Annotated in this window: 14 protein-coding genes; 3 read left to right on the plus strand and 11 right to left on the minus strand. The window is 41.0% G+C overall.

The features are described 5' to 3' along the window. Positions 1–125: 125 nt before the first annotated feature. The 6 genes from murC to OZX63_RS06330 form a co-directional block, all read right to left on the minus strand. Entirely contained in the window at positions 126–1,442 is a 1,317-nt protein-coding gene (gene murC, locus OZX63_RS06305) for a UDP-N-acetylmuramate--L-alanine ligase (RefSeq protein ID WP_277142469.1), read from the minus strand. Between the two features lie 135 nt (positions 1,443–1,577). Beyond that, complete coding sequence (ytpR, locus tag OZX63_RS06310; RefSeq protein ID WP_277142471.1) at positions 1,578–2,225, minus strand: YtpR family tRNA-binding protein; 648 nt, start codon at positions 2,223–2,225, stop codon at positions 1,578–1,580. Between the two features lie 16 nt (positions 2,226–2,241). Continuing rightward, complete coding sequence (locus OZX63_RS06315; protein ID WP_277142473.1) at positions 2,242–2,562, minus strand: thioredoxin family protein; 321 nt, start codon at positions 2,560–2,562, stop codon at positions 2,242–2,244. Between the two features lie 35 nt (positions 2,563–2,597). Next, positions 2,598–3,257: a tRNA (guanosine(46)-N7)-methyltransferase TrmB gene (trmB, locus tag OZX63_RS06320; RefSeq protein WP_277142474.1), complete on the minus strand. Its 660-nt coding sequence runs from the start codon at positions 3,255–3,257 to the stop codon at positions 2,598–2,600. 3 nt (positions 3,258–3,260) lie between these two features. Then, a complete protein-coding gene (locus tag OZX63_RS06325) occupies positions 3,261–4,460 on the minus strand; it encodes an ABC transporter permease (protein ID WP_277142476.1) in 1,200 nt (399 codons plus the stop codon). Further along, positions 4,453–5,193, minus strand: a complete 741-nt coding sequence (locus OZX63_RS06330) for an ABC transporter ATP-binding protein (protein ID WP_277142478.1) — start codon at positions 5,191–5,193, stop codon at positions 4,453–4,455. Before OZX63_RS06330 ends, OZX63_RS06325 begins: the two co-directional genes overlap by 8 nt. 91 nt (positions 5,194–5,284) lie before the next feature. Here OZX63_RS06330 and OZX63_RS06335 point away from each other — a divergent pair, with 91 nt between their 5' ends. The 3 genes from OZX63_RS06335 to OZX63_RS06345 all read left to right on the plus strand — a co-directional run bounded on the left by OZX63_RS06335 (position 5,285) and on the right by OZX63_RS06345 (position 7,067). Beyond that, positions 5,285–5,716 (plus strand): HIT family protein, encoded by a 432-nt coding sequence (locus OZX63_RS06335; protein WP_277142480.1) that lies wholly within the window; start codon positions 5,285–5,287, stop codon positions 5,714–5,716. A 10-nt stretch (positions 5,717–5,726) separates the two neighbouring features. Beyond that, the gene (locus OZX63_RS06340) at positions 5,727–6,059 is read left to right on the plus strand and encodes a hypothetical protein (protein WP_277142481.1); all 333 of its coding nucleotides are present in this window, start codon (positions 5,727–5,729) and stop codon (positions 6,057–6,059) included. 114 nt (positions 6,060–6,173) lie between these two features. Next, positions 6,174–7,067: a peptidylprolyl isomerase PrsA gene (locus OZX63_RS06345; RefSeq protein WP_277142483.1), complete on the plus strand. Its 894-nt coding sequence runs from the start codon at positions 6,174–6,176 to the stop codon at positions 7,065–7,067. A gap of 50 nt (positions 7,068–7,117) precedes the next feature. Here the strand turns inward: OZX63_RS06345 and OZX63_RS06350 are convergent, their stop codons facing one another. Genes OZX63_RS06350 through OZX63_RS06370 form a run of 5 tightly spaced genes read right to left on the minus strand, consistent with a single transcriptional unit; the run spans position 7,118 to position 14,219 of the window. Further along, positions 7,118–8,095 (minus strand): HD domain-containing protein, encoded by a 978-nt coding sequence (locus OZX63_RS06350; protein ID WP_277142485.1) that lies wholly within the window; start codon positions 8,093–8,095, stop codon positions 7,118–7,120. Then, a complete protein-coding gene (locus tag OZX63_RS06355) occupies positions 8,088–10,586 on the minus strand; it encodes an AAA family ATPase (RefSeq protein ID WP_277142487.1) in 2,499 nt (832 codons plus the stop codon). Before OZX63_RS06355 ends, OZX63_RS06350 begins: the two co-directional genes overlap by 8 nt. Next, positions 10,573–11,784, minus strand: coding sequence for a DNA repair exonuclease (locus tag OZX63_RS06360; RefSeq protein ID WP_277142489.1), 1,212 nt, complete (start codon positions 11,782–11,784; stop codon positions 10,573–10,575). The genes OZX63_RS06355 and OZX63_RS06360 overlap by 14 nt, the downstream gene beginning before the upstream one ends. An 8-nt stretch (positions 11,785–11,792) precedes the next feature. Beyond that, complete coding sequence (locus OZX63_RS06365; RefSeq protein ID WP_277142491.1) at positions 11,793–12,143, minus strand: YlbF family regulator; 351 nt, start codon at positions 12,141–12,143, stop codon at positions 11,793–11,795. 18 nt (positions 12,144–12,161) lie between these two features. Continuing rightward, complete coding sequence (locus OZX63_RS06370) at positions 12,162–14,219, minus strand: PBP1A family penicillin-binding protein (RefSeq protein ID WP_277142494.1); 2,058 nt, start codon at positions 14,217–14,219, stop codon at positions 12,162–12,164. Between the last annotated feature and the right edge of the window lie 10 nt (positions 14,220–14,229).

Consider the following 14,229-nt stretch of genomic DNA (forward strand, 5'->3'; position numbering starts at 1 on the left):
CCTCATTATTAAATCGTCAGTTAATTCACATACCATTCTAACAGTTTTAGCGGCTTCTAGCAGGTTACTGACTTAATTATGGTTTAAAAAAACTAGTCGCGTTGCAACTAGTTTCTTAGTTAATTTTATTTTTGCAATAATTTAGCGAAGGCATCCTCGTATTTTGGAATGTCACCAGCACCCATGAAGATAATCACGCTGTCATGATTTTGGGTTAAATCAGCGATATTTGCTAAATCAATTACCTCAGAACCCGGAATTTGTGCGGTCAAGTCTTCACTGGAAATATCACCGGCACTTTCACGAGCTGAAGCATAAATTGGAGTTACGTAAGCCTTGTCGACACCACGCAAGATTTCTTCAAAATCCTTAGCGTATTTTTTAGTCCGAGAAAATGTGTGCGGTTGAAAGACAACAACTAGACGTTTACCCGGGAACTTTTGGCGCGCTGCTTGAATGGTAGCCCGCATCTCGGTTGGGTGGTGGGCGTAATCATCAATCACATTAATGTCGCCGTAATCAGTTTCGGTAAAGCGGCGCTTAGCACCATGATAAGTTAATAAGCCTTCTTGAATATCTTTTAACGGAATATTTTCAGTATGCGCAACCGCAACAACTGCCGTTGTATTCAAAATGTTATGGTCACCAAACAAATGAACAGTGAAGCGACCGATGTTTTCACCATGAGCCAACACATCAAAGGTTGAACCAGTAGTTGACCGTTCAATGTTCACAGCTTGGAAGTCATCACGATCATCAAAACCATAAGTGTACTTAGGAATACTGGTCTTCAATGCTTGCAGACGACTGTTGCCACCCCAGACAAAGAGCCCCTTCTTAGTTTGATCGGCTGCCGTTTGGAAGGCAGAGGTGTAATCATCTTGGTCTTTAAAATAATCAGGATGATCAAAGTCGATGTTAGTCATAATTTGATAATCTGGATGGTATGCCAAGAAGTGGCGGCGGTATTCATCGGCCTCATAAACAAAGAAGCGTGAATCCTGAACTCCCTTGCCCTCGCCATCACCAATTAAATAAGATGTCGGTGCAGCTTCACCAAGCACATGAGCTAATAATCCAGTAGTTGAAGTTTTTCCGTGCGTTCCAGAAATACCGATACTGGTATGCATAGCAACAATTTCCTCAACTGTGTCCGGGTAACTCTGCCAAGCAATCCCTTGGTCCTCACATGCTTTCACTTCCACATTATCATTTTTAAAAGCATTACCCTTAACAATCACTTGACCACTAGGCTTAATATTAGCTGCCGCAAAATCAGCAACTTCAATCCCAGCCTTTTCCAGCGGTACTTGAGTAAAGGTGTACTTCGTGATGTCACTGCCGGCCACATTGTAGCCCAAGTCGTGCAGCAATAATGCTAAGGAAGCCATTCCTGTACCCTTAATTCCAATAAACCAAATTTGTTTGTTCTTATCTAACATTTCATTTGCTCCAAATTTTATTCAATAATCGTTTATTATTTTACCATTATTGAAGACAAAAGAGCAGGGCTACAAGCAAGCTAAAGAAATTTTTTAAAAGAAAAAAAGACCTTTACGAAAAAGGTCTTTTGCAGATTATAACTTAATCTTGCCGCTAGCTAGCAATTCATCGCATTTTTCTGGTTCAAAAGCAGCACCAACTGTAAAGTCATCAGGGACAACCATAATCCCGCGCTTTTGTTCTGCATGCTCTAAGCCTAGTTCGCGAGCTGAACAAATCATGCCGTATGAAGCAACACCGCGTAAGTCGCCAGGCCAGATTTGTTGGCCATTAGGCATTAAAGTACCAGGAAGGGCAACAACAACTTTTTGCCCTTGAGCAATATTAGGGGCACCACAAACGATTTGGTGTTCCTCGCCATCGCCAACTTCAATTGTTGTGACGTGCAAATGGTCGGAATCTGGGTGCTTATCACAAGTTTTAACAAAGCCGTAAACAAGTGTTGGCTTGCCGTAAGCTAATTCAGTGTCAAAGCCTGCTTCTGCCAATTTTTTATTCAAAGCAGTTAAGTCATCAGCAGTTAACTTAACTTGGCCATCTGGCAATTGGTCGTAGTCAATTACTTGGTCAACATTAAAAAAGTTATAACCAGTAACGTTGCCCTTTTCATCAATAACTTGGGTAATGTCACCCTTTTGGACGTATTCACTCTTACCGTTATCTTGACCCAAAATCACGATTAAGGTGTTAGGGTAACTGCGTTTATTAATACTAGTAATCATTAAATTATCTCCTTCATTAGTCGAGTGACCGCAAAAAGTCCTCAACTTCGTCTTTAGTCTTGCGATCCTTATTTACTAGTCTACCAATTTCTGCGCCATCTTGGTAGACAACAAATGAAGGAATTCCCATAATATTTAATTCTTTAGCCAAATCAATTGAACCATCGCGGTCAATTTGATAAAACTTGCTATCGGCAAAATCTTGCTCAATCGCAGGCATAAATGGGTCTAAGAAGCGGCAGTCTGGGCACCAATCAGCAGAAAATTCCAAGACAGTCCGACCATTTTTGGTAATTTCAGTTAATTTTTCTTGAGTTAATTCTTTAATTTGTTCCATCAGTAAAACCTCTTTTATTGTTATTCAATACTTAACTATTTTACTCCAAAATCGGCATGAAGAGCATAAATTGGATTACCTTTAGCAGCAAATTTATGTTCATATTCTGTTTCCACATTTTGCGCCACAATTTCTTCAGCCTCATGGTGTAAATCAACGGACACAAAGTCAAAGTGCATCCCGTAATTATTCATACTCTGCAATGAGTACGCAAATAACCCAGCATTATCCGTTTTGAACTCAATCTGGCCTGCGTCAGTCAAGACCTTTTCATATTTACTTAAAAATGATTGGTATGTCAAGCGGCGTTTTTCGTGACGCGTCTTTGGCCACGGGTCGCTAAAGTTAAGGTAAATGACATCTGTTGAGTTTGGAGCAAAAAACGCATCAATTGCTGCCGCATCGGCACACAAAATTTGCAAATTATCTAATTGCTTATCAAGCTTTGTGCGCAAGATAATGCCAGCAGCCGTAATTTGCAATTCAACTGCCACAAAATTTTTCTCTGGGTGCATCTCGGCTAAAGTGGTAATAAAATGGCCTTTCCCTGAGCCTACTTCAATTTCTAAAGGTTGTTCAGGCTTAGGGAACCGCTTTGCCCAGTCAATCTTTACTTCTGGGTCTGGCCGATCAAGAACACTCTCTGGATGGTTCTTCACTAACTCTACAGCCCACGGCTTATTTCGTAATCTCATTTATTAAATCTTCCTCTTCTTAATCTTATATGGTAGATACAGCTGCACAATCAAACCACTAAAGCAAATTAGTAAAGCAATTGCCTCCAGCAACTGTAAGTTAAATGGCAATAATAGCAGCCATGACGCGCTAATCAACAACCATTGTAATAACATTGGCAACCTTAAGGCAACAATTAAGTCGTGGCCTCGATTTTGGCGCAGAATTGGTGCCACGCGATACATAATATTATTATCAAACTCGTCAGCCATGGGTAACAATTGATAAGCCGTTAAAAAGATTACTAGGCATGATAATCCAAGCGCCCACGCCCAATTTTGGACAAGCCATGAGATAAGAATTGCAAAAGCGGTCATTCGCACCAATAAATTTAAATTTTCCGGATTGCGCAATAGCGACCGCCGATATAAAAAGCGGTTAGGATTTTCGCTTTTAAGTGACCGCGGCAACAAAAAGTCCAGGTACTTGCGCCGCTTGATAGTAACCTGCTTTTCTTTGACATCAGTAAACATGCTAAAGGCTGTATAGACCCGATTTTTGCGTTTTTCTTCTAGAGCTACAGCATAACGCCAATCAAATAATGTTTTCCGTTCCAAGAAAAAATGCATTGCAATAACGCCAGCCACTAATAAAACCAGCAATAGCCTAATTAACACAGGTTGCATTATTGCTAAGCACAGAACAATTAATAATGCCAAGTTAACTAGAACTAATGAAATTTTCCGGCCAAAATAAAGATTTTGCTGGGTGATTTTTAATTGTAAAATCTTACCAAGCCACACAACAATTGCAAATTCCCAATAACTTACTGGCGCTAGGCCCGCCTTAATTGTTGCAAACGGAAATAAAATGCCTGCCAGCAACGCAATTAATAATGTTGGCAGTACCATACTGTACTTGACTAAAGGACTTAAATACAAGTTCATCTGCTCATCTTGCGGCAATAAGAATTGTAAATCTGCATGCTGCAGGAGTGTAACTAGGTTGCCGGTTAATAACGGCAGCCATAATAAAACCGCAACTAGTGGCCGGTAAAACCATAATCCTTGCGGAATTGTCTTCATGCTTTGTGCATACCAATACATCAAGGCACCAAAGAGAAAAATTAACGCTAAGATAAAAAAGTCATTGAAAACTAACATTAAATATTTGAGCGACTGCCGTAAATTATGCTGAAGTCGAATTTGAGCCAATCTACGCATGGTGCTGCTCCTGATTCAAAACTTGATAAAGTTTATCAAAAGCATCGCTTGGCTTCAAACCATAATGTGCCCGAATTTTATCAAGGCTGCCGATAACCTCAATTGTGCCGTTATTTAAAACCGCATAGTTGGAGATTGCCTGTTCTGCGTCTGCCAAAACGTGGGTCGTCATCAAGACCATCTTGTCGTCAGCAATTGCCTCTTTAATTAAGTCGATCAAATTGGCAACGGCTAACGGGTCAAGCCCAGTGAACGGCTCATCAATCACCAATAAGCTGGTATCAGCTAAAAAGGCCGTCACAATCATTACTTTTTGTTTCATTCCTTTTGAAAAGTGAATCGGCAACCAATCCAGCTTGTCATCTAAGCGGAATAATTTTAATAATTCCTCTGCTCGCTCCCAAGCCGTTTGCGGAATCAGCTGGTAGGAGAGCATCGTCAATTCCAAATGCTCCGCCAAAGTTAATTCTGGATATAAAACTGGCGTCTCTGGAATATACGCAACCTCTTGCTTAAACTGTGTCGGCTGCTTAGTTAGTTCCACACCATTAAGACTGATTGTCCCCTTTTGCGGTCTTAATAAACCCAACAAATGCTTGATTGTTGTGGACTTTCCCGCACCATTTAGCCCGATTAATCCCAAAGCCTCGCCCGGCTTAATCTCCAAGTTAATATCTTTAATTACTGGCACGCCCGTGTAGCCGCCAGTTAAGTGCTCAATTTTCAGAACCATATTTCCTGTCTTTCTTTTAATGAATTTACTCATTTTATATGATAGCATGATATTAAAAGAAACTAAATTTTGAAATAAAAGAGGTATGAAAATGAATGAATTAGATGAAGACTGTTTATTTTGTAAAATTATCCGTGGTGACGTTCCTAGTTACACTGTTTTTGAAAATGATGACGTCAAGGCTTTCCTTGACCTATCACAAGTAAACCCTGGTCACACCTTGATGGTTCCCAAAAAGCACATTACCAACTTTTTTGATTACACATCAGAAGATGCGCGGCGCTTTTTGCAATATATCCCAGAAATTGCCAATGCAATCAAAAAGTTTGACCCTAAAATTACTGGCATGAACATTAACACCAATAATGGTAGTAGCGCCAACCAAGTTGTGATGCACTCACACATCCACTTTGTTCCCCGGTTCGAAGGCGACGGTCTTAAGCTTGCCACACGCAACAATGCGGACCAGTATACAGAGGCTGATTACCAAAAGATTGCTGACGAAATTAAAGCCCAATTTTAAGGAGTAAATTATGAAACATTTTAGTTTAGGTATTGCTGCTGGTGCAGCCATTGGCATGATCTTATCAATATTGACCGACGATGAAGGCACTAGGTACGGCGCACCAATTAAGCGTGAAGTTGATGGTACTGTAGAAGACACCAATAGTCTCGTTTCGTCTGTCGCTAATTTAAAGGAAGCTAAAAAAAGACTAACTGAGGTTATTCCCGAGACGCAACAGGCAATTATCTCCTTGCAAAATGATATTGAATATTATCAAGCAAAATTGGTCCGCCTAGTCGAGGATTTAAAGGGCCAAAGTGACGAGTTAACTGACGATTTGAACACTAAAGCAAAAAAATAGTAAAGAAAGTTTGAATTTTCTGTGAAAATAGAAAAATTAAAAACGCTGCCAGCTAATTTATGTTATATTAGTTGTCGATGACTTAATTTATTAAGGATGTGGAGAATCTATTTTATGAAAAAATATTTGAAAAAGGCAGCCGCAGTAATCGCTGTAGCTGGAATTGCATTATCAACTGCTGCTTGTTCTAATGGCGGTAAAACTGTTGCTTCATATAAGGGTGGTAAGATTACTCAAAATGATTACTACAACGAAATGAAGAAGTCCCAAGCTGGTCAATCAGCTTTGGCTAACATGATTATCAACCATGTTTTGGATCAACAATACGGCAGTAAAGTTTCAAAGAGCCAAGTTAACAAGCAATTTGACAACTACAAGAAGCAATACGGTTCTCAATTTAGCGCTGTTTTACAACAACAAGGCATGACGGAATCAAGCTTTAAGGATAATTTGAAGACTACTTTGCTTTCCGAAGCAGCTTTGAAAGACATCAAGAAGATTTCAAAGAGTCAAGAAGACAAGGCTTGGAAGTCATATCAACCTAAAGTTACTGTTCAACATATCTTAGTTGCTAAGAAGTCAACTGCTGAAGACATTATCAGCCAATTAAAAGCCGGTAAGAGTTTCAAGGCTTTGGCTAAGAAGTACTCAACAGATACTGGTACTAAAGCAAACGCTGGTAAGTTGCCTGCCTTTGATTCAACCGACACAAGTTTAGATGCTGGCTTCAAGAAGGCAGCATTCCAATTGAAGACTGGTGAAATCACTAAGACTCCGGTTAAATCACAATATGGTTACCATATTATCAAGATGATTAACCACCCAGCTAAGGGTTCATTTGCTTCACACAAGAAGGAAATTGACAACCAAATTTACCAATCAATGTCACAAGACCAAGAAACAATGCGCGATGTTATCGCAACTGTTTTGAAGAAGGCTGATGTTTCTATCAAGGATAATGACTTGAAGAACGTTTTGGCATCATACGTTTCTACTTCAAAGAATTAATTTGAAATTAGCAATAAAAAAAGAAGTTCGCTTGCGAACTTCTTTTTTGTTTATTCTAACTTATGCGACTTACTTAATGGCTCATCAACCTTAGGACGATAAAACTTGCGTCCACCTTGACTCATGATATTGTCAGTAAAGCTGCCGGGCCGTGTATGTTGTAAGGCATTAGTAATGGCATAAACTGCCGCATCCATGTCATCAATCCGGTGCAGTAATTCTGCTTCAAGCAAGGCTGGCAATTTTGGCGAACCATACTCAAACTTACCGTGGTGCGACAAGACCATGTGCCGCAGCAACAATAAGTCTTCTGACTCAGTGTCAATCTTCATGTCTTGTGCGGCCATCATAATTTGCTCATCAATCAACACCAAGTGACCAATAAGATTGCCTTCTGTTGTGTATTGCGTAGCAGCAGGCCCAGTTAATTCCAAGACCTTGCCCATATCATGCAAAATGCAGCCAGCGTATAACAGCGACCGATTAACCTGCTGGTAATTATCTGCAATTCCCTTTGCATCCCGCAGCATCGACACCGTATGAAAGGCTAAGCCGCCACGAACAGCATGGTGGTTGCTCTTACCCGCTGGATAATCAAAGAACCGCTGATCCCACTTTTTCAGTAAATAGCGCACAATACGGTTCCAAGTTGGATTTAAGATTTCAAACACATATTGGTTGATTTCTTCCTTCATGTCCGCAATCTTTTCGGGGGCTGACTTGATAAATTCTTTCAAATCATAGCCCTCCTCTGGCCCAACCACTCGTAAACTATAAATTTTAATCTGCGGCTGATCTTGATATTCTTCGCGTCTACCATTGAGCTCAACAAGTGTGCCAGCACTAAAGGTTGCCGCATCCTGATTATTGGCATCCCAAAAATTACCACGAATTTCTCCAGAGCTATCACCAAAGGACATTGCTAAATATAGCTTGCCCTTTTTGGTGTGGCGCAACTGGGAATTTTTAATTAAAACTACTAACTCTAATTCTTCACCATCATTGTAATCCAATAGGCGTCTAAACATTTTCGGTTCCTTTCGTAAAAGTCAGCGGTTGCAGCTTTAATTGCTCAACTAATTTCGTTTGTGCCGTAAAAATCAAAACTTGCGTAGTTTGTGCAATTTGCTTTAAAAGCTGTTCAATTTGGCCCGTTCTTTGATCGTCAAAATTAACAAATGAATCATCGATTAGGATTGGCAAATTAATTTGGTCCTTAACCTGCTGAACAAACGCCAGCTTTAAGGCAAAGTAAAGTTGTTCCTGCGTACCGCGCGAGAGGTATTTCACCTTGATAGTCTTACCATCAGCTCGTGTGACAGATAATTTTTTATCAATTTTAATATCATTATACCGGTTATTTGTTAACAGTCGCAAATATTCTTTTGCATCGGTTAACATTTTTGGAAAACGTTCATTGGAGGCAAGGTCTAACGCGCGGCTAATCCACTTGCTGGCAAATAAATTAGCTAAATATTCAGCACTTTGGTTGCGAAATAGCGTCTGCGTGTTGGCCAGTTCTTGTTTAGCCGTAAAGACAGCCGTCGAGCTTGCGAGATTAGCCATCTTAACGTTAGTTTCGGCTACCTGACCTTGAAGTGCATGATTTTGCTCTTCAGCTGCAGCGATTTTCTGCCGCAAAGCAGTTTCCTTTGCCTGTACTTTTGGTCCATCTTGTAAAAATTGGGCCAGTTGTGGTAAATCATCTTGCAAATTTGCCGTTAATGCAGCAATCTGCGTTTTAATTGTTTCCTGTTGCTGCTTGACAATCTGCAGTTGCTCATAATCAGCTAAAGTTTTAACCCCAGCTTCGGCCAACGCAGCTTTCAGTTTTAAATTGACCTGCTGCAACTCGGCATTATTTTCTGCCAAGTTACTTTCCACTGTTGCCTTAGCTTCTTCTTGATGCTGCTTCTGCTGTTCTTGTTCAGCCAGTGCATCAAGTGCGGCAATCACCCCAGCAAAATCTGTCGGCACATTGTGGTTCAAAACCATGCTCAATTCGCGTGCTAATTGGTCAACTTGCTCTTGCAAATCAGCTAGCTGCTCGCGATTGGCCTGCTCATTTTGCTTCTGCAGTTGATATTGCCGCCACTGATTGAGCAAATTAGGCAAGTCCAAGGTTTCCGGATTAAGGTGATACTTTTGGCTAAAAGCAGTTTGCAGTTGCTTAACTTTAGCTTGCTTTGCATGCACAGCTGCTTGCCTATTCTCCTGCACTTTTTGCTGCTTAACAGCCCAGCCAGCACCAATAATTCCAAGAACTAACAGAAGACCGCCAACAAGTTGTGGACCAGTAACTAATAAAATCACACCAATGAGTGCCAAAACACCAGCTGCCACCAGCCAAATTCGATTATTTGGATTATCACTTTGAACTACCGGCTGCTTGGATGGTAATGCTTGATAATCTTGCTGCAACTTAATAATTACCTCTTGATCGAACCCAATAATCTGTTGTAAATCTGGGGTTAACGCCAATAATTGCTGCTCAGCCTGCATAATCTGTTGTGCTTTTTGCACACATGAAGCATATTCTGCTTTCCACTGCAGTAATTCTGGCTTTTTCTGGACCAATTTGGCTGCTCTAGCGTTTTCGGCAATATCCGTAAACTGCGTGAGTCGCTTTCTTAAGCCAGAAATTGTCTGTTGTAAATTCTGCTGCTGGACGGCCAATTTTTGTGCAAGTTGATACTGCTCAGGATCAAACTTAACCTCTTTTAACTGCTGCTTCAATTCCTGCAGCTTTTGATAATTCGGTAGCTGCTTACGCAACTGCTCAATCTGATTCAATTCACTTTGCAGCTTATGTAATTCAGCTTCACTATTTTTTTGTGAATTTTTCTGCTCAAGCGCGCTAGACTCCAAGACTTGATAATCAGTAAATTCACCCTCGGTTTCGTCTAGCTGTGTTCTTTGCTCCTGCATCTTCGTCAACAACTTATTTACCGGCGGCAGTGAACCTCGACTCTTAAATAATTTATCCGCTGCTTTGGCAAACTTGTCTCGCAAGTCGATGAGCTGATCGCTGCTAGCGGCACCCAAATAATAAATCCGCTCTAAGAGATCAGTCTGGCTAATGTCAATTACTTTAGCCAACATATCTTGATTAAAAATAAAACTTGCGGCATAAAAGTCGCCGTCAATATTTTTAATTTGATCAAAAAAGACACTTTCGGGAACAACTTGCCCGTCACACTTAACGGTCAGTGTTCCCAATTTTGATCCCTTGCCGCTGGCATACAACCGCTCTACTTCAAACTGCTGGCCATTTTCCGCGGTAAAAAATAGCGAGCCACCCATCGGACTGACACGCGCCAATGGTTTGTAATCTTCAAAAAAATCGCTGGTGCGTTTACCCAAATGAAAGCCAAACAAAATCTGCTTAATAAAGGCCACAACTGTGCTCTTGCCCGCTTCATTGGCCCCAAAAAAGACATTCAGATTTTCATCCGCTAAATCAAAGGCAAAATTTGAAAACTGGCCAAAATTAATAATTTTTATCTTAATCAGTTTCATCGTTGATCCCCTTTAAATTATTGTTCAGCTTAACTGCAGCTAAATCCTTCACCTCTTGTAAAAATTGCGGATCTTGTGCTAATTCAGCAGCCAATTCATCCTTTTTAATCCAGTCTTGACCTAACTTAGAAAATGTTTCCGGCTCAAACAGCTCTTCTTCTGCTTGCGTAAAATAAGCTTGGTCGTTAGCAGCAATTTCTAAGCGACTGTTAGTAGTGAAGCGCACATCCACTAATTGCGACTCAAAAGCTAATTCTCGCGAAATCCCCTGCCAATAATTGGTATCCTGCACCAATTCCCGCTCTTGATCATTCAAATATTCGGCACCAATAATTTGCAAGCTATAATAAGTCGTTGCTTCTGGTTTAAGACTTGCTAAAATATGCATCTGTAAATCATTAGGCGTAATTTCAGCAGTTAAAGCCAAAGTGGCTTTTGCCCAAACAATTGGACTAGTTGGCATGAATTTAATTTGCGTCTTCTTTGTCTGCTCGTTAATTATTCCTAGATAACAGCCTTTAACGCCTAATTCGTTAATGTGGCGGCCCTGAATATTACCGGGGTAAACAATTAATGGTGTTTCTGACAAAATTTGCCGCAAGTGAATATGACCAAGAGCAAAATAATCATAATTAAGATTTTTTAATTCGCTCAAATTAAACGGTGCGTAAACATTTTGACTGGCTTGCCCCGCCTTTTCTTGAGCATGCATCATTCCAAAGGTATAATGCGCAGTTTTAGCAGGAAAATCCGGCACGAGATCAGAAGTAATGTGATTATTAAGATAAGAAAAGCCACTAACATCGTAGTCAAAGCCGCTTCTAGTTTGGCAAGACACAGTTTCAACCTGCTCACCATCGCCCAGCAATTTAAAGTACGGACTATCTGGCACTAATAAATCTGCTGCCTGCATGTGATCATGGTTACCAAAAATCATCACTACCTGAATTTGAGCATCTGTCAGGCGCTTAATTTGGTCAGCCAAAAACAATTGACTGCCGGGATTAGGCCGGCTGCTATCAAAGGTATCGCCAGCAATTAACACGAGGTCAACCTGTTCTGCTAAGGCGAGATCAACAATCTTACTTAAAGACTGATTGGGTGCTTGTTGAATTTGAGAAAATCGCTTAGATGGCAAAAAAGATAGCCCCAAAAATGGACTATCTAAATGTGCATCCGCAAAGTGGATAAATTTCATAATTTTTTCTAGTTTCTAAGACCTTCATAAAGATCATTAATCGGCTTAGTAATTGCCTTTTGAACATCATCAATTGTCTTATACAAACCTTGTTCTGCTTGCAAAAGTTTTAAAATCTGTGGATCCTTTTGTACTTTTTCGTTCAATTGCTTATATTCGTCTTGAATATCTTTGCCAATATCCTGACCTTGAGCTTGGGCTTGCATAATTTGCGCTTGCATCTTGTCCATTTCCTTAAACAAGGCTGAACTGTCAGCGTTCTTCTTAACGCCGTCAATTGCTTCTTCTAAAGCCTTGTATTCGTCGATTTTCTGCAAGTCAGAAGCTAATTGATTAGCTGAGTCGTAGATGTTTACCATATAAAAAGTCCTCCTAAATTAATGGCCAATTAGGCCCTTAACATCATTATACCATTCATTGAGCTTTTGACTCGCCGAACCAAAACCTTTTTCAATTTTATCGCCAAGACCACTGGTCCAATCTGAACCAGCACCATTTTGCTTAATAATTTGGTTAGGTGCCTTCTCAGTAAACTGATTTTGCGCGGTATACGGTAAAATACCTTCCATTTCGGCCTTATAAAGCCGCGTAATGCCAGTTTCCGAAACGCCATGCATGTAATGCTCCCTGTTGGTCTTATCAAAACCAACCCAGGTTGCCACGACAACATCTGGTGTGTAGCCAACAATCCACTGGTCCTTGGTACCAAAGCCATACGAGTTCGGTACTTCTGTTGAACCCGTCTTTCCGGCAACGCGGTAGCCATTTGGCTGCGCCGAAGTTGCTGTCCCGCCACTGAAAACGCCTAGTAGCATTGTCGTCATTTCTTTAGCAGTATTAGTTGAAATCACGCGGTGAGTACCCGGATTATGATTCTCAGCCAAGACATTGCCACTGGCATCAGTTATCTTCGTAATAAAGTACGAGCTATTTGGCAGATTCCCCTTATTGGCAAAGGCAGAGTAAGCTCTAGCCATTTGCAATGGTGACACACCACCAGATAAACCGCCAAGGGCCAAAGCTAAGTTCTGGTCGGACTTAGGCACCTTGAGGCCAAAGTTACTAGCCGACTGCACACCCTTGGCAACGCCAATTTTGTCGAGTAGCCAAACCGCAGGCACATTCTTACTCTGAGCTACAGCCGTGTACATCGGGATTTTGTCAGAATAGCCATTATCAACATTATGAGGCTCATAACCATTCTTACCAAAGCGTTGCAGCTTATTTGAAAGTTGGGAGTCGTAATGATAGCCCTCTTGCAGTGCTGGCGCATACGTAACCAGCGGCTTAATCGATGACCCTGGCTGCCGCTTCATTTGCGTTGCTCGATTATAACCACGAAAGACGTGCTTGCCGCGGCCACCAATAACTGCCCGCACAGCACCAGTTGCTGGGTCCATCACAACACTGGCACCCTGCGTTTGGGCACCATCTGCCGCATTTTGTGGAAAGAGCCAGTCCTGACTAAATTTATCCTGCAATTGCCCCTGATAATTTTGGTTCAATGTCGTATAAATTTTCAGACCCTTGTTCATCACGTCTTCTTCTTTTAAGCCATAACGGTTAATCGCCTCATCAACTACCGCATCAAAAAAGTACGGATAACGGTAACCATCTTGATTATGGTAAGCATCGACCAGCGTTAAGCCCTGCTTTTGAGCAATCTTAGCCTCTGATTGAGAGAGCTTTTTATTTTCAACCATTAGCTTTAAAATTAAATTTCGCCGCGAAAGTGCGTAAGACATGTGGTCAATCGGATTATATTGGCTAGGATTACGTAAAATCCCGGCCAAAGTGGCACCCTCACTGGCAGTCAGCTGACTAGCATCCTTGCCAAAGTACTTTTTACTAGCATCCTGCACGCCCCAAACGCCATTGCCAAAATAAGCATTATTAAGATACATTGTTAAAATATCTTTTTTAGAATAAACGTGCGTAATCTCAATAGCAAAAAACAGTTCCTCTAATTTACGCGAAAATGTTTGCCGCTGCGTTAACAGCGCGTTCTTGGCGAGTTGCTGGGTAATTGTTGACCCCCCACCAGAAATTTGCCCATGATGAATAACAATGCCTAAACCAGCCCGAGCCATCCCCTTGATACTAAAGCCGGGATTAGTCCAAAATGTCCGGTCTTCAGTCGAAATGACGGCATTCTTGACATTTGGCGAAATTTTATTATATTCGACAAAGGAACCTTTTTGTGAATACAGCGACCCTGCCTTTTGACCTTTATAATCATAAATGGCAGTCGTTGTTGACAAAGAGGCCTTTAAATTAGATATATTCGAAGTTTTTACTTTAACGGTATAATACGTACAAACCAAAAGGATCACGCTAAGCAGGATTAAAATAATCCAGCGACCGATATAAAAACGGTTATCAAAGCGACGCCACGCCCCACTCAAACCGTTTTTCTTTGGTTCATTATTGTCCATAAATTCTGCT

This window comes from Lactobacillus sp. ESL0700 (assembly GCF_029392095.1).
Lineage (GTDB): Bacteria > Bacillota > Bacilli > Lactobacillales > Lactobacillaceae > Lactobacillus.